At 44.8% G+C, this 26,091-nt stretch carries 23 protein-coding genes, 1 other RNA gene and 1 pseudogene; 15 read left to right on the top strand and 10 right to left on the bottom strand.

All coding sequences use genetic code 11. The features are described from left to right. The 6 genes from A3738_RS31705 to A3738_RS27830 form a co-directional block, all read left to right on the top strand. Positions 1-340: hypothetical protein (locus A3738_RS31705; protein WP_197474096.1), on the top strand; the 340-nt coding region annotated here is incomplete at its 5' end. A 179-nt stretch (positions 341-519) separates the two neighbouring features. Continuing rightward, positions 520-1,335: a molecular chaperone gene (locus tag A3738_RS27850; RefSeq protein ID WP_068500853.1), complete on the top strand. Its 816-nt coding sequence runs from the start codon at positions 520-522 to the stop codon at positions 1,333-1,335. A gap of 90 nt (positions 1,336-1,425) precedes the next feature. Further along, on the top strand, positions 1,426-4,035 hold the full coding sequence (locus A3738_RS27845) for a hypothetical protein (RefSeq protein ID WP_068763999.1): 2,610 nt from the start codon (positions 1,426-1,428) through the stop codon (positions 4,033-4,035). 120 nt (positions 4,036-4,155) lie between these two features. Further along, complete coding sequence (locus tag A3738_RS27840) at positions 4,156-4,518, top strand: hypothetical protein (RefSeq protein ID WP_068500855.1); 363 nt, start codon at positions 4,156-4,158, stop codon at positions 4,516-4,518. A 90-nt stretch (positions 4,519-4,608) separates the two neighbouring features. Beyond that, positions 4,609-4,705, top strand: an RNA gene (ffs, locus tag A3738_RS27835) — signal recognition particle sRNA small type. A gap of 284 nt (positions 4,706-4,989) precedes the next feature. Then, positions 4,990-5,619, top strand: coding sequence for a PEP-CTERM sorting domain-containing protein (locus A3738_RS27830; protein WP_068499749.1), 630 nt, complete (start codon positions 4,990-4,992; stop codon positions 5,617-5,619). A gap of 357 nt (positions 5,620-5,976) precedes the next feature. Here the strand turns inward: A3738_RS27830 and A3738_RS27825 are convergent, their stop codons facing one another. Continuing rightward, positions 5,977-6,618 carry a DUF642 domain-containing protein gene (locus A3738_RS27825; RefSeq protein WP_068480458.1) on the bottom strand — a complete coding sequence of 214 codons (642 nt, stop codon included), beginning with the start codon at positions 6,616-6,618 and terminating at the stop codon, positions 5,977-5,979. Between the two features lie 287 nt (positions 6,619-6,905). On the opposite strand from A3738_RS27825, the gene A3738_RS27820 reads away from it, so the two are divergent. From A3738_RS27820 to A3738_RS27795, 6 genes are all read left to right on the top strand, one after another. Then, a complete protein-coding gene (locus A3738_RS27820) occupies positions 6,906-7,277 on the top strand; it encodes a DUF3461 family protein (protein ID WP_068477463.1) in 372 nt (123 codons plus the stop codon). A 219-nt stretch (positions 7,278-7,496) separates the two neighbouring features. Next, positions 7,497-10,991, top strand: coding sequence for a DNA polymerase III subunit alpha (dnaE, locus tag A3738_RS27815; protein ID WP_068499745.1), 3,495 nt, complete (start codon positions 7,497-7,499; stop codon positions 10,989-10,991). Between the two features lie 69 nt (positions 10,992-11,060). Beyond that, on the top strand, positions 11,061-12,011 hold the full coding sequence (locus A3738_RS27810) for an acetyl-CoA carboxylase carboxyltransferase subunit alpha (RefSeq protein ID WP_068480464.1): 951 nt from the start codon (positions 11,061-11,063) through the stop codon (positions 12,009-12,011). After that, the gene (gene tilS / locus A3738_RS27805; RefSeq protein ID WP_068499742.1) at positions 11,998-13,221 is read left to right on the top strand and encodes a tRNA lysidine(34) synthetase TilS; all 1,224 of its coding nucleotides are present in this window, start codon (positions 11,998-12,000) and stop codon (positions 13,219-13,221) included. Before A3738_RS27810 ends, tilS begins: the two co-directional genes overlap by 14 nt. 83 nt (positions 13,222-13,304) lie before the next feature. Then, the gene (locus tag A3738_RS27800; RefSeq protein WP_068499738.1) at positions 13,305-13,961 is read left to right on the top strand and encodes a phosphate ABC transporter substrate-binding protein PstS; all 657 of its coding nucleotides are present in this window, start codon (positions 13,305-13,307) and stop codon (positions 13,959-13,961) included. 97 nt (positions 13,962-14,058) lie between these two features. Then, positions 14,059-14,340: a hypothetical protein gene (locus A3738_RS27795; protein ID WP_156502198.1), complete on the top strand. Its 282-nt coding sequence runs from the start codon at positions 14,059-14,061 to the stop codon at positions 14,338-14,340. A gap of 17 nt (positions 14,341-14,357) precedes the next feature. Here the strand turns inward: A3738_RS27795 and argF (A3738_RS27790) are convergent, their stop codons facing one another. The 9 genes from argF (A3738_RS27790) to A3738_RS27750 all read right to left on the bottom strand — a co-directional run bounded on the left by argF (A3738_RS27790) (position 14,358) and on the right by A3738_RS27750 (position 24,538). Continuing rightward, entirely contained in the window at positions 14,358-15,353 is a 996-nt protein-coding gene (argF, locus tag A3738_RS27790; RefSeq protein WP_068499731.1) for an ornithine carbamoyltransferase, read from the bottom strand. Positions 15,354-15,646: 293 nt separating this feature from the next. Then, positions 15,647-16,117, bottom strand: coding sequence for an aspartate carbamoyltransferase regulatory subunit (pyrI, locus tag A3738_RS27785; protein WP_068480479.1), 471 nt, complete (start codon positions 16,115-16,117; stop codon positions 15,647-15,649). 13 nt (positions 16,118-16,130) lie between these two features. Next, entirely contained in the window at positions 16,131-17,060 is a 930-nt protein-coding gene (gene pyrB / locus A3738_RS27780) for an aspartate carbamoyltransferase (RefSeq protein WP_068480482.1), read from the bottom strand. A 172-nt stretch (positions 17,061-17,232) separates the two neighbouring features. Further along, the gene (locus A3738_RS27775) at positions 17,233-17,892 is read right to left on the bottom strand and encodes a hypothetical protein (protein ID WP_068499728.1); all 660 of its coding nucleotides are present in this window, start codon (positions 17,890-17,892) and stop codon (positions 17,233-17,235) included. 375 nt (positions 17,893-18,267) lie between these two features. After that, positions 18,268-19,671, bottom strand: coding sequence for a YfcC family protein (locus A3738_RS27770; RefSeq protein ID WP_068480488.1), 1,404 nt, complete (start codon positions 19,669-19,671; stop codon positions 18,268-18,270). Between the two features lie 27 nt (positions 19,672-19,698). After that, complete coding sequence (arcC, locus tag A3738_RS27765; protein WP_068480493.1) at positions 19,699-20,628, bottom strand: carbamate kinase; 930 nt, start codon at positions 20,626-20,628, stop codon at positions 19,699-19,701. A 1-nt stretch (position 20,629) separates the two neighbouring features. After that, positions 20,630-21,634: an ornithine carbamoyltransferase gene (gene argF / locus A3738_RS27760; protein ID WP_068474715.1), complete on the bottom strand. Its 1,005-nt coding sequence runs from the start codon at positions 21,632-21,634 to the stop codon at positions 20,630-20,632. Positions 21,635-21,678: 44 nt separating this feature from the next. Then, the gene (arcA, locus tag A3738_RS27755) at positions 21,679-22,914 is read right to left on the bottom strand and encodes an arginine deiminase (RefSeq protein WP_068480496.1); all 1,236 of its coding nucleotides are present in this window, start codon (positions 22,912-22,914) and stop codon (positions 21,679-21,681) included. Between the two features lie 307 nt (positions 22,915-23,221). Further along, positions 23,222-24,538 (bottom strand): amino acid permease, encoded by a 1,317-nt coding sequence (locus A3738_RS27750; protein ID WP_082878634.1) that lies wholly within the window; start codon positions 24,536-24,538, stop codon positions 23,222-23,224. Between the two features lie 291 nt (positions 24,539-24,829). Between A3738_RS27750 and rpsF the strand changes: the two genes are divergently transcribed. The 3 genes and pseudogenes from rpsF to A3738_RS27735 all read left to right on the top strand — a co-directional run. Further along, on the top strand, positions 24,830-25,261 hold the full coding sequence (rpsF, locus tag A3738_RS27745; protein WP_068480500.1) for a 30S ribosomal protein S6: 432 nt from the start codon (positions 24,830-24,832) through the stop codon (positions 25,259-25,261). A gap of 20 nt (positions 25,262-25,281) precedes the next feature. After that, a complete protein-coding gene (rpsR, locus tag A3738_RS27740) occupies positions 25,282-25,512 on the top strand; it encodes a 30S ribosomal protein S18 (RefSeq protein ID WP_068480503.1) in 231 nt (76 codons plus the stop codon). 60 nt (positions 25,513-25,572) lie between these two features. Next, positions 25,573-26,091: pseudogene (locus A3738_RS27735) on the top strand (hypothetical protein); the annotation flags it as partial.

Raw genomic sequence — 26,091 nt, 5'->3', positions numbered from 1 at the left:
TGATGCGGTAACTTGTACGCTAGCTGCAGGTGGTGCGCGTTCAGGTACTGGTTGTTTTGATGCAGCAACAAACGGTGTAGAAGGTGTTATAGACGTAGCAGGTACTGATGGTCTTACTTTTGACATCACGCTAGGTCAGTCTTCTTCAAACGGTATGACTTTCGTACCAGCAATGATCGACAACGGTGAAGCGGCACTATCTCTTACAGGTGTTACGCTACAGGCAGCTCACCAGTTGACGCTTGGTGGTACTTTGACAGTTGATAATGCAACGACTGCAGCGGCAGCGGCAGCTACTGCGACCTCAATCGATTACGATGTTTCTGTTGTATACAACTAAGCACTAGTTGTAGAGAAACATGTAAAAGGCGCCTTGGGGCGCCTTTTTTTGTTCTAAGGACTTAACACTTAATGTTTCTAAAAATTATATTGAATTCAATGACTTTTGAGCCAAAATTAAAGTTAGCTATAACAAAACATAAATTTATATAAACAACGAGAGTTAGTGTCGATATTGTTATGAAGTCTTTGTTTTTGAAGTTTGGTGTATTTTCCTTTCTTGCAGCATTTACGATCAATGTTTCCGCAGGACTTTTAATCAACCCAAAACGTGTCGTATTAGAAGAACGTGAGCGAGCGGCTGCGCTTGATCTGTTGAACGATGGAACGCAAAGGGCGCGTTATCAAATCTTTTTTGAACAAAAGTTAATGCGTGAAGACGGCAGTATTGTTGATCTAGAGGCGCTTGATCCCGATGCGCAATATGCCAAAGATATGATTCGTTATTCTCCCCGTCGTGTGGATATTGAACCAGGACAACGTCAAACCATTCGTATCGCAGCGCGTCGTCCGAAGGGTCTTCCAGATGGCGAGTATTTGTCGCACCTTGTATTCCAAGAAATTCCTATTACTGCTGAAGCGGAAGAAGCTAATGAAGATGAAGAGCCTACGGTGTCGGTTAAACCTCGTCTGAAAATCGCTATTCCTATTATTATCCGAAAGGGTGAGTTGAGTTCTGTTGCGGGTTTAGAAAGTATTATTTTTGATGCGACAGAAGGTAAGAATGGCGCTTTCGAAATGCAGATTACACGTGAAGGGTCGTCATCGTTATATGGCAGCGTAGAGATTTTCGAGAATGACAATGGTAAAGCGGGTGATCGCGTTGCTATGTCAAAGGGTGTTGGCGTATATACAAGCATCAACAAACGTTTGATTAAAGTGCGTTTGCCTCAACCTGTAGAACCAGATCAGACCTCTTTCATTGTTCGTTTTGATGAAGACGAGAAGTACGGTGGTACAAATCTCATTGAAGAACGCTTTGAGTTAAGTCAGTAATGTTATAGAGGGCGCTCGATCATATCGGCGCCTTTTTCGTATATGCAGCACCCTTTCTTGTTCAACATTTTTTGTAGCCTCAGGTTTAGCATGTTTGCTTTTCTTGTGTTCGCTATGCTGTTGTCTAGTGCGAAGGCTACAGAGTTAGAACTTGATGATGAAGACTTGCTAGTAGTACAACTCAGTGTAGGGCCTTACACTGATGACGAACCTATCTTTATTTACCGCTCCCCAGAACAAACCTTGTTACCAGTCGATACGATCGCATCATTACTAGAAATTGCTATTGAATCGGACATCGATGAATTATTAGTATCCGGTTGGGTGGGGGATGAGAGCAATACTTTTGAACTGGATCTGACTAAACAAGAATATTATTCCAAAGGCGTTGCTCAGCCTTGGCCGCAAACGATTCGCTATGCGGAAGACGGCTTTGATGTTTATCTCGACCAACAGATCTTGCAAGATCTTTTCGGATTCAATTTTGATATTGATGTGTCTCAACTTCAGTTACGTGTTGATGCTTCAAAAGATATCCCATTAATTGCCAAGCTCGAGCGCAAAAAACGCCAAGAAGAAATAGAACGTCCCGAGCTGGAAACGCTTCCTGAGACTTATATCCCAAACACTTATGAGTGGTGGAATATGCCGCACTTCGATATCTCTATCGGTGCTGACGTTGAGAAAAATCGAGGTGCGAGCGATTTTCGACATGATCTCGTTGTTCAAGGTCGGGCCGATGTGGCAAAGCATTCGCTTCAAGCAAGCTTGATCTCTAATAATAGTGATACAGATATACGCTTAACGTTTTCGCGCGCCTCTGAAGGGCCGGACAAAACGATCGCTCTAGGTATGGATCGTTATGAGGTTGGGGATGTGACCGGGTTGAGTGATGCGCTGTTATTTTCTTCTGTTCAGGGTAGTGGGGCTCGCTTGTCTCGCGGTGGCGAGTCAATTCAAGAGCAGGGCGATGTGATCACGCTTGAGGGTGATGCACCTCCAGGATGGGAGGTCGAACTTTATCGCAATGGTAGCTTGATAGAATTTTCTGAAACCACAAGCCAAGGTCGCTACATCTTTGAGAATGTACCCATTTATTTGGGCGAGAATATTTTTGATATTCGTTTGTATGGGCCTCAGGGGCAAGAGCGTGAAATTCGTGAGGTAGTGTCATCGGGCGGGGCAATGCTTAAGGCCGGTGCTTGGGAATACGACATTTGGAGCTTACAAAGAAATCAGCGATTAGTCGGTGGGAAGATCAACGATTTTAATGAGGTGACGAACTTTAATATGGCGGAGGTCCGCTATGGATTGCATAGAAGTTTAACTGCTCGCTTAGGGTTAAGCGCAATGACGCCAAACTCCACATCAACTGATCGCCAATACTTTCATACCAGTTTGTATGGAAGTTTAGGGCAAGCCTTGTCGCAGTTTGATTACGCGAAAGATCTTGATGGTGGTTCAGCGTATCAATTAACGCTTCAGAGCCGTCTGCTTGATACTAGCTTGAATGCTTCTGCATCCAAGTTCTCTGATCTAATTAGTGACCGTAATCAAAATGGTAAATTAGATTCTGAGTATGCACTTCGTCTTGATCGATCATTTTTAGTCGGCCTGCCGAGTGCTTTGTCTGTGGATTTAGAATTCAGAGATCGCTCATTTGTGGATGGCGACGGAAACTTCACGACTAACCTGCGCAAAGCAACGGGGTGGGCGGGATATCAATTCGTAAACGAGCTTTTGTATTTTAAATCATCAGGGAGCTCAGATATCTCGCGAACAGACGGTGGCTTCAGCGCCACAAGACGCTGGGAAGGGTGGCGTTATAAGGGTTCTATTGCGTATAGTGTCGCCCCCTCATCTAGCGTGAATAGCCTTTCTTTTTCAGCGTCGCATAAGTTCGCCAGCAACATCAATTACACTGGTTCAGTGGCTTATAACTTCACAGGTAAAGATTTATTCAGCAATGACAACACCCTAACTTGGGAGTTTGAGAAATTTTCCGTGTCGGGCAGTGCTGGCTTCAATACCGATGGGTTCGCTTATCTAGGTGCAACGCTTAGTACTTCCGTTGGCTATGACGCGAAGAGAGATAGTCACTTCTTATCGAATGAAAGTTCAGTCAATAGTGCATCGTTAAATGCGCGAGTATTTATTGATGAAAACGATAATCAGATGTTTGATGAAGGTGAAGAAACTTTGCCGGGTATTCGATTTAAGGGTAAGAGTAAATGGCGAACGTTTGAAACAGGCGATGACGGTGTCGTCGTTCTGAAAGGGATTGATCATCTTCAAATGGAAAAAATTGAGATTGAAGAAAAGAGTATTGAAGACCCGTTTATAAAAGCTGCATCCGGCCCGTTCTTTGTTTACACCCACGCAGGCTCAGTGTTACAGCAAGATATTCCTTTGGCCTATACCTTTGAAGTCGAAGGCAGTTTGTTTGTGAAACAGAATGGACAGCAACGACCTTTAAGCACGGTAAGGGTAGAGGTGCTTAATGAGGCGGGTGATCAAGTAGCTTTGACGCGCTCCGAATATGATGGGGTGTATTTGCTGTCAGGCTTGCTGCCAGGGAAGTACTGCGTTTCAGTTAATGAGAATGATTTGGCTGATCGTGATCTTAAAACGATTGAACCAACATGTTTTTATTCTGATGGTAAAGATGGCGTTGTGTTCATAGAGGATATCGTCTTTTAGTTGACGTGCTAGGCACCTTTTGCCGGGCAAAACGGGCTTATGTAACATTGCGTAACTTTTTGTGTTGCAGTGTTACAAATCTGTCCTATACTCGAAGTCCTAAATTTTTGGGGCTTCGACATGTCTGCGTGTTTTGGTTTAAAGCATATCCTGATGACGGCATCTCTCACGATGTTATCTCTTGCTGTGCACGCAGATCGCTTCAGTGCGCGTTTTGAAATCGTTAATTCTGTAAGCCTTTCCTCCATAGCGTTTGATGGCGCTGAGTCATCTTTAAACCCTGAAGACTGTAGTCCATCTTCTTCGACGGTCAATTCTGACTTTGATGCATGCGATGGCATGTTTCACACCAATCTAGACCTTGAAATAACCCAAGCCAGTTTGTTTATTAATGGTGAACCATTACCTTTTGAATATTATTCGCAAAGCTTCAATGGGGGAGTGGATAGTGGTGTCGAAGAAATTATGTTGGTAATGCAATAGAGCTGAAAATAAGGCTTTTATGTCGCAGAGTGCTTTGGTATTATGCGCGCTCGTTGATCGGCACTAGCCACAACGCACCATGGTAACTCTTGTTGGTTCCCTCGCAATGATAAATCGTGAACCTGGTCAGGCCCGGAAGGGAGCAGCCACAGCGGTCGACTCATGTGCCGAGGTGTAGCTGGCGAGAGTTGCCACCCAAATTTCCCCCTTTAGAATTTCTTGCTTCTTGCTTCTTGCTTCTTGCTTCTTGCTTCTTGCTTCTTGCTTCTCGCTTCTCGCGCTATGTGCGTTAGTTCCGATGTGTCAGATTATTTTACTGTTTGATATGAGCTGTATTCTTATAATTTCTTTATAAGGCTATGATTTATAAATATAAATTATTATAGGTTTGATTATTGCTGGTATTACTCCCAAGCCGATTTATAAGAATAGAATGACGCTTACATGGATTGAACATTTGGAGTATTCAATATGAAATTTGGAAAATTACTTGCGGGTCTGACCCTAGCTGCAGCAGTGACTAGCGCGCAATCTGCAGTTTTAGATTCGAACGATGGATTGTTGACGTATACAGGTCCTTCGTTTGTTGATGTTGCAACGAATAACGATTTTTTAGATGATGAAATTGCAGCAGGTAGCCAGTACGGTATTGGCGGTATTCTTGAATTGAACGGCATGGCTGATCTGACCTTTACATACTTAGGTTTTGAAGCAGGCTATGACAACGATTTCGAAGCATACAATAATACGTTCTCAAACCGTGGCGGAAACGCATCAACAGTTGGTGATAGCTTTTCGGCTACAGCGGATGAGTTGGTATTCAGCTTTTACGCGAACAATGTAAACAGCGGTGTTGAAAACCCAAACAACCCAGTTGTTGGTAATCAATATCAGTCTTTCGCTGTAATGCTTGATTCAATGTGGGATGGCGTTATGTATGACGCAATTCTATTGTTTGACGATTCAGGTGCAGGTCCAGACGATAACCATGACGACTTGGTTGTTGGTTTGAATGCCGTTGCGGTTTCTGAGCCGGCAACACTGGCTTTGATGGGCCTAGGTCTATTAGGTCTTGGTGCAGCGCGCCGCCGTCAAGCTTAATCGTTTGATGAATTCAAAACCCGCTTCTTGAAGCGGGTTTTTTTATGCCTGAGTGATAGTGTTTATGAAGTATCGGGGCAGAGAGTAAAATGTAGAGGGCAGAGCGTTGCTTTACTTAGAGTACGCTGGCATCGTCCTGTATCAGCTAATATTTTGCAGGAATCCGTTTGGATAGTTGGCGGGGCTCGCATAATCTTCATAGGGGATGGTGTAAAAGGTGTTAAGCGTAGGTGGCTGGAGGCACTTCGCTGTATGGGGCGCGCTAAAAGGCTTTCTTTGATTGATGCGCGTATTTAAGGGGTAGTTAGACATAAAAAAAAGCGCCCGAAGGCGCTTTGATAAGAAGTTAAAAACTACTTATTTTTGTCTGCGTCGTGCTGCACCTAAACCTGCAAGGCCAAGGCCAAGAAGTGCTAATGTCGCTGGTTCAGAGACGGCAGTAGGAGTCACTTTCACGTCATCAAGGAAGTTACCAACTGTGCCGACTTCTGGTGTGATAGATGTGAAACGAATGTACGTTTGCTCGCTTAACGCTTCGAACGTTGCTGTGAAGTAGCTCCACGCTGAAGTAGTGTGGTCTTCGATTGTTTCAGAAATAATAGTCTCTTGGAAGTCCTCATCACTTTCATCTACCGCGTAGATGTCGAATTGGAAAGTTTCGTTTTCGCTTGAACGTGCACGGTAAGCGAAAGAGACGTTGTATTCGAAGCCAGCTGTTGTGTCGAACACTTGGTAGATTGAGAATTCAGTTCCGGTGTTTGGATGTGCGTTAAGCTCACCATGCTGTGTACCTTCCGCTGAAGTCACGCCATTAAAACCTGATTCCCAGATTTCGATGTTGCTGCCTTCCCAGCCTGGTACGTCACCTGAGGATTCGTAAATCCAGCCGCTGCCGTCATTAAGTTCAGGTGCTTCAAAGCCACCGTTAAGAATAAGATTCGCTTGAGCTGTTGCGCTAAAGCAAAGCGCTGCGCCAGCGATAATTCGTGCTAATTTCATCTTTACGTCCCTTTTTATTTACTGCGATAAATTTGCTTAATTGTTAAAGCAATAAATAGTCCGGTATCTAAAAATCTATATGTATCATTGCTTTATAAGAATTTTGTCTTTCCTATATTCAATAAACTGTAAAGTTTCTCGACACGCTTAGTGGTATTTGTGATGTACTTTCAGCGAAGTAATTCATATCTGCTTCGTGGATTGCGCAAAGCTTGAAAAATGCGGGTTTAACGACTATTTAATAACATTCAAACTATTGCGTTCGCGAATCAGGGAGGACCCCTTTAATGGAAAGCTTGAAATCTCTTGGTATCAAAAATCTGAATAATATTGATTACTACACCGTTCGTAATGAAGGTGATTTTGATGTTTTGAAGGTGTATCACCATCGTGAAAAAGGCGCCATTTTTCATAAAAGTGAGAAGTTCAAATTCCATCGCTCAAGCAAGCCCATGAAAGAATTTTCAAGCGATAGTTACACGCAGATTAGTGAGGTGTCGCCAATGCTTGTGTCGGTGATGAGTGACTTAGACGCAATCACAAAAAAGAAGTCAGTCGAAAAGAACGCAAAAGAAAAGATCTTGTCAGACCTGAGACACTTAGAGAAAGTTGTTGCGAATAAAGTTGCTGAGATTGAAGAGTTGTTGGACCGGCTCTAGCACTCCATGACAAGTTAATTATCGGTTTCAGGGCGTTACCTTCATGATGTGTTGAATAGGGTAGCCGCGCTGATCGTTTTGGCTTCAGCGACAGCTCTGTCTTCGCACTTATATTTAGACCTAAATTTAGCAGTAAATATTTAAGCTTATTGCTGCGCGTGATAGCATAATATGCTCCTCGTGTAGTTACCCTTTGCTTTATTTAGGAACCCCTGTTTCATGTCGTCTGGCACGCTTCCACAGTTTGTTCATTTACGTGTCCACACCGAGTTTTCACTCGTCAACGGCATGGTTCGCATCAAGCCTCTCGCAAAATATATCGAAGAAACTGAGACTCCAGCGATCGCGATTACGGACCAGTCTAATCTTTGTGCGTATGTGAAGTTCTACAAAGCTATTCGTGGCGTAGGGGCGAAGCCGATTCTTGGAGCAAGTATTTTCTTAGAAAATGAGGATGACGAAGACGATCCATATTTTATGACCTTATTGGCAAAGAATCAGAAGGGTTATCAAAACCTGACGGAATTGATCTCACTCGGATTTACTGACGGTCAAAAGGGCGGTAGGGCGCTTATCAAGAAAGAGTGGTTGGAGGACGCCGCTGAAGGTTTGATCGCATTGTCTGGGGGGCGTCTAGGCGATGTTGGTAAAGCCTTGGTAAACGGCAAGCATGAGCTCGCAGCAGATCGAGCGAGACATTGGCAACAAGTCTTTCCAGATAGTTACTACCTTGAATTGCATCGAACCAAACGCGAAAATGAAGAAGATCACTTACATGCGGCGGTCGCGCTTGCCCAACGTATTGCATGTCCTGTTGTCGCCACCAACGACGTCCAGTTTATCAACCGAGAAGATTTCGAAGCCCACGAAGCGCGAGTTTGTATTGCCGATGGTGAGACCCTTGATGATCCTCGTCGCATAAAACGTTATTCCGAAGAGCAGTACTTAAAAACCGCCGATGAAATGGCTGAGTTGTTCAGTGATATTCCTGAGGCGCTAGCAAATACGGTTGAGATTGCTAAACGTTGTAACGTTGAGTTGCGCTTAGGCGAGTACTTCTTGCCAAATTATCCTGTGCCTGACGGGATGACGATGGATGAGTTTTTCCGTCAATTATGCCGAGATGGTCTAGATGAGCGTCTAGAGGTGATTTTGGGTGGCGAAGGCAAAGATACGCCTGAAGCACGCCAAGAATATTACGATCGACTGACCTTCGAGCTAGATATTATTTTACAGATGGGGTTCCCTGGTTACTTCCTCATCGTAATGGACTTTATTCAGTGGGCTAAGAATCACGATATTCCTGTTGGTCCAGGACGAGGCTCGGGCGCGGGATCTTTGGTCGCATATGCGCTAAAAATTACCGATTTGGACCCGCTTGAGTACGATCTTCTTTTCGAGCGTTTCTTGAACCCTGAACGTGTTTCGATGCCCGATTTCGACGTCGACTTTTGTATGGATGGCCGCGATCGCGTTATTGGTTATGTGGCAGATCACTACGGCCGTAATGCGGTGTCGCAAATTATTACCTTCGGTACGATGGCCGCAAAAGCTGTAGTTCGTGACGTAGCGCGTGTACAAGGTAAGTCTTATGGTTTGGCTGATAAATTATCGAAGCTCATTCCTTTTGAAATTGGGATGACTCTTGCTAAAGCGATTGATGCAGAACCTGCGCTCAAGGAATTCCTAGAGACTGACGAAGAAGCTCAAGAAATATGGGAAATGGCGCTGTCGTTAGAGGGCTTGACGCGTAATGTTGGTAAGCACGCGGGCGGTGTTGTTATCGCTCCGACGAAATTAACCGACTTCGCTGCTTTGTATTGCGATGAAGAAGGTGGCGGTCTTGTTACACAGTTTGATAAAAACGACGTAGAAGATGCGGGTCTAGTAAAGTTTGACTTCCTTGGCCTGCGAACCCTAACTATCGTTGATTGGGCCTTGAAGATGATTAATCCTCGTCTTCAAAAAGAAGGCAAAGAAACGATAAACATTGATCATATCCCGCTTGATGATCCTGCCTCTTTCACTTTATTGAAAACGGCCGAAACGACGGCTGTATTCCAGCTCGAATCACGCGGAATGAAGGAGCTGATTAAGAAGCTTCAGCCAGATAACCTTGAAGATATGATCGCACTTGTTGCTCTGTTCCGTCCGGGGCCATTGGACTCAGGGATGGTTGATGACTTTATCAACCGTAAGCATGGTCGAGCAGAAGTAGCTTATCCTCACCCAGACTTTCAGCACGAGTGTCTCGAGCCTATTCTTGAACCAACTTACGGGGTTGTTGTTTATCAGGAACAGGTAATGCAAATCGCTCAGTCGCTCGCAGGTTATACCCTTGGTGGGGCGGATATGCTGCGCCGTGCGATGGGTAAGAAAAAACCTGAAGAAATGGCCAAGCAGCGTGAGATTTTCCGTGAAGGTGCGGTAGGTCAGGGCGTCGACCCAGAATTGGCGATGAAAATCTTCGACCTCGTAGAAAAATTTGCGGGATACGGTTTTAACAAATCACACTCTGCTGCTTATGCATTGGTGTCTTATCAAACGCTCTGGCTTAAAACGCATTATCCTGCGGAGTTCATGGCGGCAGTAATGACTGCTGATATGCAGAATACCGACAAGGTTGTTACCTTGATCGAAGAATGCCGCAAGATGAAGTTGCCCATTGTACTGCCAAACGTGAATGTCAGTGACTACACCTTTACCGTGGATGAGCAAGGTCAAGTTGTATATGGGCTTGGTGCGGTTAAAGGACTAGGTGAAGGTCCTGTTGAAAGTATTCTAGAAGCCCGGAAAAAAGATGGGCCGTTTAAAAACCTGTTTGATTTCTGCGATCGCGTGGATCTCAGAAAGGTAAATAAACGTGCTCTAGAGGCTTTGATTTACGCCGGAGCGCTTGATTCTATCGGCCCGAATCGCGCACGTTTGATGGCGACGATTGAAGAGGCAGTGCAGCGTGCAGATCAAAATGCGCGTAACCAAAATTCGGGTATGACGGATTTGTTCGGTGCTGTTGTGCCAGACGAAACGGTAGATGATGTATATCAGCGCTCTGAAGGACTAAAAGAATGGCCTGAAAAGCAGCGCCTTGGTTTTGAAAAAGACACTTTAGGTCTTTACCTCACGGGGCATCCTTTTGATGAGTATGAAAAAGAAGTGCGTCGTTTTGCGCGCAGCGCGATTGTCGATTTAAAACCAAGCAAAAACAAAATCGCTATTGCCGGTCTGGTGGTAGATCTTCGCTTGATGAAAAACAAGCGCGGCCAAACAATGTGTTTCGTAACGCTTGATGATAGAACTGCTCGTATCGAAGCGACATTATTCTCGGATGGGTTTGAGACATTTCGTGAGCAGCTTAAGAAAGACACTGTCATTGTGATTGAAGGCAGTGTGAGCCACGATGATTATTCGGGCAATATGAAGCTAAGGGTCGATAAAGTCATGTCCTTGGTGGATGCACGTCAGCAATATGCTAAACAATTGCTTATTAATCTTGATAAGCAAAGCTTCGATGTAGGCTTCGTCGATAAGTTAAAAGCGACGCTTGCGCCTTATCAGGGCGGTGGATGTAAGATTGCCGTGCGCTATTACAGAGATGACAGTGAATCGACGATTGCCTTTGGCGACAGCTGGAATATGCGCCCAGACGATGAGGCCTTATACGAACTTGGCCATCTTATCGGAAACGAAAAAGTCTCTTTAGAGTACGATTAATAACGAAAAAAAACGCTATACTCTTGGCGAGCCATAAGCTCGCGCGTTTACTAATTATCTTGGACATATATGAATTTACAATATCTAGACTTTGAGCAACCGATTGTTGAGTTGGAAGAGAAAATTTCTGAATTACGACTCGTCGGTAATAGCCAAGATGTAAATTTAAGCGAAGCTATTGAGCGTTTAGAGCGTGAATGTGAAGCGCAAACTAAGGCGATTTTTTCAGACTTGTCTCCTTGGGATATTACGCGCATAGCACGTCATCCGAATCGTCCATATACGCTCGATTATATTGCTGAAGTATTTGATGACTTCCAAGAACTGCACGGTGATCGCACCTACGCAGATGACCCATCCATTGTTGGTGGATTAGCACGTATTGATGGGCTTTCCGTGATGGTGATCGGCCAACAGAAAGGCCGTGATGTTAAAGAGAAAGTGAAGCGTAATTTTGGTATGCCTTTGCCTGAAGGCTATCGTAAAGCTAAGCGATTGATGGAGATGGCCGAGCGATTTGGTTTGCCGGTCGTTACGCTTATTGATACACCCGGGGCCTTTCCCGGTATCGGCGCAGAAGAGCGCGGGCAGAGCGAAGCAATCGCACGAAATATCGCTGTAATGAGTCGATTAAAAACACCGATCGTGTCGACAGTGATTGGTGAAGGTGGATCAGGTGGCGCATTAGCCATTGGTGTATGTGACCGCCTGAACATGTTTGAGTACTCCACATACTCAGTTATTTCTCCTGAAGGTTGTGCATCTATTCTGTGGAAGAGTGCTGAGCACGCTGCAGAAGCGGCAACAGCGATGGGTGTTACAGCTTCGCGATTAAAAGATTTGGGTTTGATAGACCATATTATTGATGAGCCTCTAGGCGGCGCACATCGAAGCAAAACTGAAATGGCGCTCTCTCTTAAGCAACGTATCGTCGCGGATATTAAAGCCTTGCGAGATATTCCTGTTGATGACTTGATCGAGCAGCGATATCAGCGTTTAACAGCGTATGATCGAGGCTAAGCTTCAACAAGCTCTTGCTTCTTTTCCTGATGCCAAGACTATTTATATCGCATATAGCAGTGGGCTTGATTCCACTGCTTTGCTTCTCTCCGCGGTTCGCTCACTCCAAACACTAAAACCAACTCAATCATTCTGCGCTATCCATGTTCACCATGGATTAAGTTCTCACGCTGATGCGTGGGCGGAGCATTGCCAAGCTGTTTGTGCCGAATATCAAATACCATGCATTGTTGAGCGTGTTCAACTTGATCTGAAAGGTAAAAGTCTCGAGCAAGCGGCGCGTGAAGCGCGATATGCGGTGTTCAAACGACATGTCGGCACCGATGATATTTTGTTGTTGGCGCATCATCTTGATGATCAAATCGAGACGGTTCTTATGCGACTTATAAGAGAGACTGACTCGAGTTTGTTGGCTGCTATTCCTCACAGTCGGCCTATGGGACTAGGTCATCTCGTTCGACCATTTCTAGATTTACGAAGAAAGGATCTTGAGCAATATGTCCAAGACCAAGGTGTGAGTTGGGTCGAAGATGAATCTAATCGAGACCTTTCGATCACAAGGAATCGCATTCGTCATCAAGTGTTGCCGCGATTGTTGGCTCAGTCAGATAGTTACGTTGATGATTTAGTGTTGTTAAGCAAAGGGCATACTCGAGTTAATGGTTCAGCGTTGCGTTTGGCGCAAGCAGTGTTAAAGCATATGCACATCACGAACTACGCAAACGATCATGGAATTTCTCTTACTAACCTCAACTTACTTGCTAAGCGAGAGCAGACGTTTCTTTTGCGTTGGTGGTTTATTTCTCTGGGGTTAGCGCAACCTTCTGAACGAATTTTTTCGAGGATCTGGACTGAAGTGCTTCCTGCAAAATCAGGTTCTACACCCGAATTAATGTGGGGGAGTATAAGATTAGTTCGTTGCTTTGATGCTTTGTTTATCATGGATGAGTCTAGCCATTCGCTAAACCTACAGTGTGGTGATGATCAAAGCGAGATAGATTTTGACCTACTCAACGATCAAACTATTGAGCTTAGATTGTGGGATGAGCAGTCGAAACGAGATCGTTTCGGTGGGCGAAGAAAATCTGAGTGGGCGAAGCGTTTATTCTTAACGCCTTGGCGCAAGGAAAGCGCTGTGTTTGTATTTAAAGAAGGGCAAGAACTTGGAATTTTTGATGTAAAACGCAAGGTTTTTATCGCTAAGTTATAGTTACTCTCTCGCAATACAAAAGCTTCAAATATTTAAAATTCCGACTACTGTTACCCGACACATGTTCTCTCGGGAGATGGTTTATGCCTTCTACATGGATCGTGCTATTGCTGTTCACGTCTTTCTTTGCTCATGGCTCAAACTTTGTGCATCTCAACGGTTCTGGCGCAAGCTTTCCTGAGCCTATCTATCAAAAATGGTTTAAAGATTTCAGTTATCGCGATAACGATGCGCGGATCAATTACGAGGCTGTCGGGTCTGGTGATGGAATATCTCAATTCATCAACGGGGATGTTGATTTCGCGGTCAGTGACTTAGCGATGAGTGACGAGCAGTTGAGTTACTTGGAGCAGGGCGCACTGATGGTGCCTTTGATTGCTGGACAAGTTTCTTTAATGTATAGCTTGCCCTCCGTTTCAGATTTAAAACTCTCACGAGACGTGTATTCACGTATTTTTCTCGGCGAGATTCAATATTGGGATCACCCAGATATTCAGACAAGCAATCCAGGTATTCAATTGCCAGCAACGCCCATTAGCGTAGTCGTGCGATCTGATGCATCCGGCTCTAGCTTTTTGTTTAGCAATCATCTGGCTTTAGTTAGCGAGAGTTTTCGAAATAACGTAGGAGCATCAAAGTTACCAGAGTGGAGTGACCAGCCTTATTTCTTATCAGCTTTGCATAATCAGGGGGGGCACAGCTTTTGTGCGTCAGACAGAGGGTGCTATTGGTTATGTTGAGTAGGGATACGCCAAGTTAACGCGTCCGCCAACAGCCTTACTCGAAAATAGAGATGGAAAATTTGTTAGGGCGGGAGCTGAATCTGGTAAGGCTGCGTTGAGCAATGTGACGTTCCCAAGTTCAAACTTACTTCAGTCTGATGTGCCGGATCTTCGTTCGTGGGAGTTTGATCCTGCGGGCGAGGCGTCTTATCCGATCGCTTCGTTTACGTGGTTGATCTTTCCTGAGAAAATGCCTGCTGGGCAGTCTGAAGTCGTTCGGCGTTTAGTTGAGTATTGTTTGACGGATGGACAGTCCTTAGCGGAGAGAATGGGCTATATTCCGCTGCCAGAGAATGTTGTGGCTTTAGTCAGACACGCAGTGCAGTTTATCGAATAAACCGCACTGCATGAGCACTAGGATAGCGTCGCAACCATCACAGCTTTGATCGTGTGCATACGGTTTTCGGCTTGATCAAAGACGATGCTTGCTTCGCTCTCGAATACGTCTTCAGTCACTTCTAGTCCGTTCAAGCCAAAAGTTTCTTCTATTTCTTTTCCAACACGCGTTTCGTTATTGTGAAATGCCGGTAAGCAGTGCATAAATTTGCTGTTTGGGTTGTTAGTGAGCGCCATTAGTTCTTTATTTACTTGATAAGGCTTCATCAGGCTAATGCGCTGTTGCCATGCTTCTTGCGGTTCTCCCATCGATACCCATACGTCTGTATAGATAAAGTCTGCATCTTTAACACCGGCTTCAACATCGCTGGTAAGAGTGATACTGGCTCCGCTCTCAGAGGCAATGGCTTCACAACGTTCTACGAGTGATTCTTCTGGATGATATCCCTCTGGCGCGACTAGGCTAATGTTCATACCCATCTTTGCAGCGCCGACCATCAAAGAATTTCCCATGTTATTGCGAGCGTCACCAAGGTAAGCAAATTTAATGTCTTTTAAGGCTTTGTCACTGTGTTCTTGCATGGTTAGAAAATCGGCAAGAATTTGCGTGGGATGAAATTCGTCAGTGAGGCCGTTCCAAACTGGAACGCCAGAGAATTCTGCAAGTGATTCGACGTCGCTTTGGCGAAATCCTCGAAACTCTATGCCATCATACATGCGGCCTAAAACACGAGCAGTATCTTTAACGGTTTCTTTTTCACCCATTTGCGAGCCGCCGCCTATATATGTGACATTCGCACCTTGATCAAAAGCAGCCACTTCAAAAGCGCATCGTGTGCGTGTTGATGCTTTTTCAAATATTAGGGCAACGTTTTTATTTCGGAGTGCTTGTGTTTCTGTGCCATCTTTTTTCGCCGCTTTTAACTCGGCAGATAGCTCAAGAAGATCTGCAATCTCTGCTTGAGAAAAATCCAGTAATTTAGTGAAACTACGTCCTTTAAGTGCGTCGCTCATGCATGCCTCCGCTGCGTGATTATTATTTGGTAGGCATGAGTAATATATCGCCTACTCGCAAAGCAGTTCATCATATCAGATATAAAAAGCAAGAGAAGTATAGCTCTTGGTTATTGCATTTTAGAGCTCGAGCTAGGGCCTGGGTTATTGCGTTGAGTGAAGAGACGACCTACATCTAATAATGCAGTTGCGTTTTGCTGTCAGACTACTTTGTGAGATCTATGTATGTAAATGATTGGGTGTCAGAAACAAAAACGCCTGCAAGGTAGCAGGCGTTTTTAGTGGCGAATATCTTAATTTGCATCAGTCATGATGTGACTATCAAAAGTACGCTCACAGTATTTGCACTTCATACGCACATCTTCTTGATCCACGATCACTTTAAAACTGCTGTTGACGGGCTCGCCATGGGTGATGCAGTTACTGTTCGGGCATTTGAATACGGATTCGATTACTTCAGGTAGGGCTAGAGGAAGCTTTTTAACAACACGGTAGCCTTCAATTTGGTTAACTGTCGCATTTGGCGCATAGATCGCTAATTGGCTAGCTTGCTGTTGAGTCAAAAAGACATTCTCAATTTTGATAATGTCCTTTGCTTTCGTAGCTGAAGATGAAGACGGTAGGTTTAAGCCGATGGTGACTTTTTCTGTACCTTGTTCGATATCGAACAAACGTAGTATCTTCAATCCAACGTTCGCTGGGATATGGTCGATGACTGTGCCATTTTTGATCGCCTCGACCTGCATTTTTGTTTGCTTGTCCATAGTCATGCCCCCCTTAGTAGTCTTCGTTTAATAGTAAGGCGAGTAGTGCCTCGCGCGCATAGACGCCATTTTCGGCTTGCTCGAAATAATACGCATGCTTCGTTTTATCTACGTCAACCGTAATCTCGTCAACGCGAGGTAGAGGGTGCAATACCTTAAGATTATCCTTTGCAGGCTCGAGCATTGCTGCCGTTAGAATGTAGGCAGCCTTCATATGCACATATTCAGAGGGATCAAAACGTTCTTTCTGTACGCGCGTCATATATAGGATGTCGAGCTCTGAAATCACATTTTCCATTGAGCTATGCGCGGAGTACTTGATACCCGCCTTGTTCAACTCTTCACAAATATATTCCGGCATCGACAGTGCGTCTGGTGCAATGAAGAAAAACTCGGTGTTATTGAATTTCGCTAGTGCTTGTGTGAGAGAGTGAACGGTTCGTCCGTATTTCAGATCGCCAACAAATGCGACTTTGAGATTATCTAACGTGCCTTGCGTTTCGTAGATCGAAAATAAATCTAACAAGGTCTGTGTAGGGTGTTGATTTGCTCCGTCGCCACCATTAATCACCGGCACGCCGTTACTGAATTCGCTTGCTAGGCGAGCAGCGCCTTCTTGAGGGTGTCGCATTACAAAGGCATCGACATACGATGCAATCACTTGTACAGAGTCTGCGAGTGTTTCACCTTTTTTCGCGAGAGAAGTATTACCACCGTTATCGAAACCAACAAAGGTGCCGCCCAAGCGTTGAATCGCTGTTTCAAACGACAGACGTGTTCGCGTCGATGGTTCGAAGAAGCAGCTCGCAATGACTTTGTCTTTTAATGCGGTATTGTCTGGATTGCTTTTGAGTCTTTCGGCGGTCTTGACGATAGTCTCGAGTTCTTCACGAGACAATTCGGGTATGGAAATAATGTGTTTTTTAAACAGCATATTTGGCATCAGGTATCTCTCTTTCTAAAAAGATAATGAAGGTTTGTGTCTAATCTTTAGGCACTAAATAGCCACCCTCATTATCATGAGGATGGCTATGATACCAAACCTAGTGCGCCCACTTAACCGCTAGACGGCCATTTAATTCTTGCCCGCCAAATTTAAAGTAGCCTTGGCCTTGTTAATTTGTTGATAAACGAACATTTTCGCCGGCATAAGGGGCATCTGGATTAGTGTACTTGAGTTCACCCAGTACTTGTCCATTTTTCGCCCATGCTAACCAGTTAAAGCCATTTTCAACACTAACAAAGCAAATCCCGCCAGGAATATCGCCGTCTGAATAACGAATACCGAGGTCATACACGATATTATCGTTTAGCTTGCGTGTTAGTGTCGCACTTGGATTTAGCCCAAGATTTGGATGCACTCGCTCACCCAGATCTTTGATGTTGTTGCAAGAGAACGCATCGTAAGATCGGATCGCAAATTCTTTTTGCGCATGCGAAATGCTGTCATAACATAGTCCTCCACTTATACCTTCGCCACTAAGACGAGCGCCAAGTAAGTACAGAGGTTGAGCAGGAACCTTTTCTCCGTTCTCATCAAATGTTGTTTCAGCACACGATTGATAAGTGACGCCATTTTTGAAGCTCTTTTGATAGGCAATCTTTGTTAGTCCTTCACCAATTGGTTTTGCATTGCTGCACTCATACCCGCTGTTGACCGGCGGAGTTATGATTGGATGATCTGGTTCCGGGTCGACTGGAGGGTCAACCGGATCAGGATCACTTGGCTCCGGATCAATTGGAGGATCAACTGGATCGCTTGCCACTGATACCATCACGACAGCCTGCGGTAGCTACTAGGATTGGTAGTGCCACAAATAATGTAAAAATAAGTTTTTTGTTGTCATGGTTAATCTCCGACATCTCTTAAAATAAGAGGTGGGGTCGTGACTAGGTGGTTATTTATCAACGCCTGAAGAGAAGGTGGGAGGAACATCAAATATTACTTTGCTTCACCACTGTGATTCTTGTTACAAATTTACCAATCGGTCAACTTTAAAAAATAGTAACGCGCTGACAAATAACAAAAAATGCAAATTCTTGTTACATGATGATGAGCTTTATTGTGCATTGTTTCGAGGGTAGGTTTGGGGCATAAAAAAACCCCACCGAAGCGAGGGTTTGTGTCGTTCAATTAGTGCAACTTCATATTACACGATTGTACCTACTGTTAGTGTACCCATAATCAACACTGCAAGAATTAGCAGTAGAGGCCATGTGAAGCTTAGCCACTTGTTGTATGGCACGCGACCGATCGCCAAACCGCCCATAACAACAGCAAATGTAGGGTTAACTAGATTAACTAGACCGCTTGCCGACTGAAATGCCGTGACTGCAAGATGACTAGCAACTCCAGAGAATTCGGCAAGTGGCGCCATCACTGGCATCGACAAAACTGCTAAGCCAGATGAAGACGGTACGAAGAACGACAAAAGTATTTGTACACCAAACATAGCGTTAATGAATCCAATTTCACTTAAACCACTAACCATGCCTTCAGATGCATATAAAATAGTGCCTGTCAGATTACCCGAGTCCATGATGACGACGATACCGCGCGCTAACCCGATAACCAATGCAACACCTAGTAACTCACGTGCACCTTCTACAAATGTGTTACTAAACTCTTCTTCACCCATTCTAGCGACAATCGCTACAAGAATAGAGGAGGCTAAGAATAGTGCCGACATCTCAGCCATCCACCAACCTAGTACAGATACTCCGTAAACTAGCAGGGCGAATGTTCCCGAAAAAATAAGCAAAATAATATTTTGAGTACCAGTCAAGTTATCGCTGATGCTGCTGTCAGTAGTCAGAAAATGTTTTTTGTTGCTCTCAGCCATTTCAGCGACGAGTGATTTTGACGGATCATTTTTGACCATTTTGGCGTAACGCATGACATACAAGATGCCAATCACTAAGCCTGCAACCAGAATAAATAGTCGATAGCTCAGGCCTTCAGTAAATGGAATGCCTGCAGCTTGTGATGCAATAACTGTTGCGAATGGGTTGATGGTCGACCCTAGCGTACCGATACCCGCGCCGAGCATAATGATCGCAACCGCAGTCACAGAGTCATAGCCCGCGGCGATGATGACCGGGATTATCAGGGCATAGAAGGCGAGCGTCTCCTCGGCCATGCCATAGATAGTGCCGCCTGCAGCGAAGAGTATCATTAGGATAGGAATTAGCATGATCTCCTTACCCTTCAGGCTAGTCGTAACTTTGGCTATGCCTGTATCTATCGCGCCGGTCTTGGTGACAATACCAAGGAAGCCACCAATAAATAGAACGAACAAGGCAACATCAATTGCACTTGCTTCGTAGCTACCTGGATCGTAGAAACCTGCGATAGGCGCCATGAAGATGTCTGTGAGCCCTTGCGGGTTCGGGTCGACTTCATGATATGAGCCAGAAACTGGCACTTGTCTGCCTAAATCTTCATTGTCGACCATTTCGTATTGGCCTGCGGGTAAAACCCACGTTAACGCTGCCATTACAACTATGAGGCCGAAAAGAATTGTATAGGCGGTCGGGAACTTAAACTTACCCATATACTTTCTCCTTTAGGTTAATCGGTTTTAATCGTACTCAACATCTCCGCAACGGCTTGTTACAGAAGTTCCGGCTTTGCCATCTAACATGTCTAATGCATTTTCAAGGCTGCCAATGCATGACGTACCACCCGTAGCGCGTGCAAATTCACAAGCTGCTTCAACTTTTGGTCCCATTGAACCGGCAGGGAAGTTAAACTCAATCATCTGATTGGGGGATGCTTTGCGAATCGCACGTTGATTGTCTGTACCCCAGTCGAGATACACAGAGTCAACGTCGGTGAGTACTAAGAATGCGTCAGCTTCAATCTCGCGAGCGAGTAGTGCAGCTGCACGGTCTTTATCGATAACAGCTTCTACACCAGCCAATGTGCCGTCAGCTTGGTACATGGTTGGAATGCCACCGCCGCCAGCGCAAATCACGATAACGCCTTGATCGATTAGCATCTTGATGACGCCGATTTCAAAAATACGTTGTGGCAAAGGTGAAGGAACAACGCGACGCCAGTATTTGCCGTCGGGCTTCACGACCCAGTTGCGCTCCTCCGCTAAACGTTTGGCTTGCGCTTCATCGTATACGGGGCCAATGAATTTAGTCGGATCTTTAAATGCTTCGTCGTTTGGATCGACTTCAATTTGAGTAAGAATGGTCGCAAATGCTTGCTCAGCAGGCATGATGTTTCCCATCTCTTGCTCGATCATATAGCCGATTTGACCGACAGACTCTGCTCCCAGTACATCTAGTGGATAGGGGGCAGCGCCATCAAACGCTGCGGCTTGTAGTGCGAGTAAGCCTACTTGAGGTCCGTTACCGTGAGCGATGATAAGCTCGTGTTCTTTTGCGATAGCTGCTAACGATTTAGCAGCTTTCGCAATGTTGATTTTCTGATTTTCAGCGGTCATTGCTTCGCCTCGTTGAAGCAAAGCGTTGCCGCCGAGCGCAACAACCACTCTCATCTTATTGGTCTCCCAGTGTTGCAACCATGACAGCTTTAATTGTGTGCAGGCGGTTTTCTGCTTGCTCAAAACTAATGTTGTATGGAGATTCGAAAACATCGTCGTTCACTTCTAATCCATTGAGGCCATATTCAGCTTCAATTTCTGCACCCACAATTGTTTCATTGTTGTGGAATGCTGGTAGGCAGTGCATGAACTTCACATTTGGGTTTTTGGTTTTGTTAATTACATCAAGATTTACCTGATAAGGTGTCATTAAACCAACGCGCTCTTTCCATGCTTCTTTAGGTTCCCCCATTGATACCCATACATCCGCGTACAAGTAGTCAGCACCTTCAACACCTTCTGCTACGTCTTCAGTAAGGTTGATTTTTGCACCAGTTTCTTTTGCTATTGCCTGGCACTCTTTTATAAGCCACTCTTTAGGCCAGTATTCTTTTGGTGCAACAAGACTGATTTCCATGCCCATTTTAGCTGCGCCAACCATGAGTGAGTTGCCCATGTTGTTGCGTGCATCGCCAAGATATGCAAACTTCATATCGCTAAGGGGCTTGCCGTTGCCCCATTCTTGCATAGTAAGGAAGTCCGCAAGAATTTGAGTTGGGTGCCATTCATCAGTCAGGCCGTTCCAAACTGGTACGCCAGAATAGTCAGCTAGATCTTGAACGTCCTTTTGACGAGATCCGCGGAATTCAATTCCGTCATACATGCGACCTAGAACGCGTGCAGTGTCCTTGACTGACTCTTTGTGCCCCATTTGAGAACCGCCTCCAATATAGGTTACGTTAGCCCCTTGGTCGAAGGCTGCTGTCTCAAATGCGCAGCGAGTGCGAGTTGAGGTTTTCTCGAAAATCAAGCAGATGTTTTTTCCGCATAAACGAGGTTGTTCGGTACCCGCATATTTGGCTTGCTTTAGGTCCCGAGACAGATCCAACATGTAACGAATTTCGCGAGGAGTAAAATCTAAAAGTTTTAAAAAGCTGCGGTTTTTTATATTAAAAGCCATATCTCTATTCCTTAATTCTGTAAATCGTTCAGTGAAACAAACGACTAAATGTCGTCACGCTCAATTGGGCAACTCATGCAGCGAGCACCGCCGCGTCCTCGACCTAACTCATCACCTGGTATCGCAATAAACTTGATTCCAGCTTTTTCAATATTATCGATCGTGTAGTGGTTACGTTCATAACCAACAACAACGCCCGGACGAATAGTGAGCACATTATTAGCGTCGTTCCATTGTTCCCGTTCGGCTGCGAATACGTCGCCACCAGTAGGAATCATGCGAACAGAGTCGTTGCCTGTAATACGTGCTAAAGTTTTAAAGAAGCCTTTTTGTTGCGTACAAACAATGTCACCGTTGTCACCAGGAGTTAAGCTGTAGTGAATGTTTTGGTCCGATACAACGCCTGGATAGTAGGTGAAGCAGTCTCGATCCATATGTGTTAACACGGTGTCTAAGTGCATTGCTGCACGAGATTTACCAAGATCTATTGCTATGACTTCATCGGCTCCGCCTCTGGAGAATAAGCTTTTAGCCAACATTTCAATTCCTTGAGGGGTTGTTCGCTCAGAAATACCGATAAGTACTTTGCCGTTACCGATGATTTCAACGTCACCACCCTCAATCGTCGCGCCTTCATAGACGCGTTCTTCACCGCCATACCAAACTTCAAATTTTTCTTTCTTGAACATTGGGTGATAACGATAAACCGCTTTGAAATGAACTGTTTCGCGCTGTCGAGCAGGTTTCATCATTGGATTGATTGAAACGCCACCATATACCCAGCAAGAAGTATCACGCGTAAATAAGTGGTTTGGGAGCGGGTCTATGACAAAACTAGTTTTCTCCAGCTCCGAGCCCAGCAAAGATTTTGGCGCTGCTTTTAAGAGCTTGGGATCTATGTCTGCAATGGCGACACCGCCAGTCAAGTGTTTGGCAAACTGGTGGTCGTCCTGATTTTCCATGAATGCTCGAACCTCTTTGGCCATGGTCGGTCCGAAACGTAGTTCAGAGCATTGTTGATCGAGAATCCATGCTTTGGCTTGCGCATCAGCAATGGTTTCTTGAAGTAAATCATTCAGTAAGAATGTTTCTACGTCATGTTGTTCGAGCGTTTTTCTGAAGGTGTCGTGTTCTTCTCCGGCTTTGCCTAGGCGAAGAACATCATCAAAAAGTAGCTCATCGCAGTTGCTTGGTGTTAAACGCGATAAACTAAGCTGTGGTCGGTGAAGAATGACGCGACGAAGCCTTCCAATCTCTGAACCAACGTGTAATCTGCTCATAGCTTTCCTCCAACTTAGCGTAATAAATGGTTACGCAATTGATAAACAAAACTGTTTTCAACGAATCGCTACTAGCACACTTTATAAGTTGTTTTAATATCTAATTTCTTGCCCAATTGTTGAGTGAATGACTGCTATTTAAATAGGTCATTGCTTAGTAAATTTTTAGCAAGCGTCATTTGATAAGAGGCCGCATGTCGTGGTTGCTGATCCGTTTGTCGCTCTGAAGACTAAAACTGTCAACGAGAATTTCTTGCCAAATTGTGAATAATTGTCTTGGTTGCAATTATTAATTTACTAATATTTTTTAGTTGTCTACATGCTCCCATTGCGCCCATACAAATACAGGGACACTTGCCATTAATAATATGGTTCCCCAGTAAACAACCTCTGGCCCTGAACCAATAATCGCGCCAATTACATAGCTAAATGCAATGACCGTAATGCCCAGATGGCGTGTCCACTGAAAGTTTTGAGTGCCTTTCCTAGAAAGGTGAATCATAATGCTCGCTAGTGAGCAAAAAAGATAAGGGATCAAACTTGATAGCGATGCAAGTAAAATAATAAACGTGAAAAGTTTAACCAGATCGCCTGTGAAGTTAGCTAACACTAAAAGTGATATCAACACGGTTGAAATTGTGACTCCCCAGATAGGGCGCCCTTTTGCGTCTTCCTTGCAAAAGATTTTAGGAAATAGCTTTTTCTTGGCAGCGACATAAGGCACCTCAGCTTGAATAAGCATCCAGCCATTTAACGATCCGAGTACCGAAATAATGGCGCCAATCGCAATAAAGTGGAAAGCCCAGCTACCCCATAAGGCGCCCGCCGCATCCGCAAAAGGGGCGGTACTTTTTTGAAGTTCGGCAGGAGACATAATGCCGAATATTGCGGCAGATACAACAAAATAAAGAATTGCGACAAACAAAGTGCCGTAAATAGTAGCTCGAGGGATATTCTTTTCAGGATTCTTTACGTCACCAGCAGGAACGGTTGCAGATTCGAGTCCCAAAAATGCCCACAAAGTAATGGAGCAGGTGGCCAAGATTGCATTGAATGTAGGCAGTTCACTGACATTACTCACTGCATAATTGCTCGGCTCGAAGTAAAAGAAACCTGCAAAGGCAAATAATGCCAACGGTATTAACTTTAAAATAGTTGTGATTACTTGAATTAAACCTACAGATTTCAGTCCTTGTAGGTTAATAAAATAGAGTAACCATACTGTCCCTAGCGTCACGATTACTGCGAGTCCGGAATTATCTTTAAGTTCAGGAACGAAAGCAGTTAGATAACTTGTGAATGCAACCGCAAGACCGGCGTTTCCGGTCCAGGCCGCAATCCAGTGTCCCCAACCCACCAAAAAACCAGCAAATTTTCCAAAACCTTCTTCGGTATATGCAAGCGGGCCACATGCTTTTGGTGAATCGAGCGCTAAGCGAGCGAAGACAAATGCTAATAAAACAGAGCCCGCACCAGTGATCGCCCAGCCCCACAGCGATATCGGACCGAAGTCACTCAGTGATGATGGCAAGAGGAATATTCCTGAGCCAATCATGTTGCCAATGACAAGAGATACGCAGACCCAAAAGCCTATTTTGTGATTTTTGCTCTGTTCGTTGGCCAAAAGTAATTACCTGAAGGCTAATATCTTGCTGAACCTTAGTCGCTGTTTCTGAATAGTCTAGAAATATTATGTTTCAGCGGTGCTGAGGTTTGTTATGCCTTTGTTACGGCAGTTTGCGTACCGATAACTTGCATATGGTGGGCTTTGTCTGTAAGATGCGCGGCTCGAAAAACTGCGGGTTATATTAAGCTGCTAGCATTTACAGGCGACTTGATAAATTCGTTTAATTTGTAACTCCTTGCTTTAAAAAGAATTATTCGATTTAAGGCTATATATCCAAAGGGAGCATTTATGCGTCACTATGAGATCGTATTTCTGGTACACCCTGATCAGAGCGAACAGGTACCAGGTATGGTTGAGCGATACAGCAACCTAATCACTAATGGCGGTGGTCAAGTTCACCGTTTAGAAGATTGGGGTCGTCGTCACTTGGCATACCCGATCAACAAAATCCACAAAGCACACTACATCTTGATGAACATCGAGTGTGGCAGTGAAGTGCTTGATGAGCTTTCTCATAACTTCCGATTCAACGATGCAATCATTCGTGAGTTGGTAATCCGCCGTAAAGAAGCGATTACTGAAGAATCTGCGATCAAAGCATCTCAAAACCGCGACGATCGTCGTCCACAGCGTCAAGAAGCGCCAAAAGCTGAAGCTCCTGCAGCAGCTGAAAGCCAAGACGCAGCGGCAGACGATAGCGCTGAAGCATCAGAAGAGTAATTCGGAATTAGGAGAAGACTATGTCTCGTTTTTTACGTCGTCGTAAGTTCTGCCGTTTCACCGCAGAAGGCGTTAAAGAGATCGATTATAAAGATCTTGATACTTTGAAAGGCTACATCACTGAAACTGGAAAAATCGTTCCTAGCCGTATTACCGGTACTAAAGCGAAATACCAGCGTCAGTTGGCTACAGCAATCAAGCGTGCGCGCTACGTTGCATTGTTGCCTTACACAGATAACCACCACGAGTAATGGTGGCGTTGCCCTTTTGGGTAACTACAAATTTACTTGAATACTTGAGGAAGCGCTTAAATGCGTGAATTAGCCCGGTTTGCCATGAAGGGGCCGTTAAATGCGTCAGGCATTGCCTTTGCCGCGTGTTTGGTTCCAATGATGTTCTGGCTTGGTGCCGCTACAGTAGCTTTGGTGACTTTGCGTCACGGCACATCTAAGGGACTCAATGTATTCGCATGGGCGATGGCCCCCGCGTTGGGGTGGTGGCTCGGATTGCAAGATCCAACAGCACTTGTTGTAGTCATTCTTAGTTTTGCATTAGCGCAGATTTTGAGAGTGACTGTGGCAATGAATCGTACTTTGCTGTTTGGCTTCGGATTAAGCGTGTTAGTTGGTGTATTAACGCCGATTATTATGCCTGGAGCCTTAGATATGTTGCAGGTTGTTTCGGATGAGCTTCTGAAACAAATCGCAGTAGACTCGCAAATCGAAGTAAACGAAGAATTTCGTGCTTCGTTCCAAGATCTCATGATCGCGAGTTTCGCAGCATCATTTTATTTGATGAGCATTGGGTCATTGTTTTTGGCTCGGTCTTGG

The sequence above is a fragment of the Oleiphilus sp. HI0066 genome (assembly GCF_001635725.1).
The sequence above is the reverse complement of the archived record's forward strand: the minus strand, read 5'-3'. Positions and strand labels throughout refer to the sequence as shown.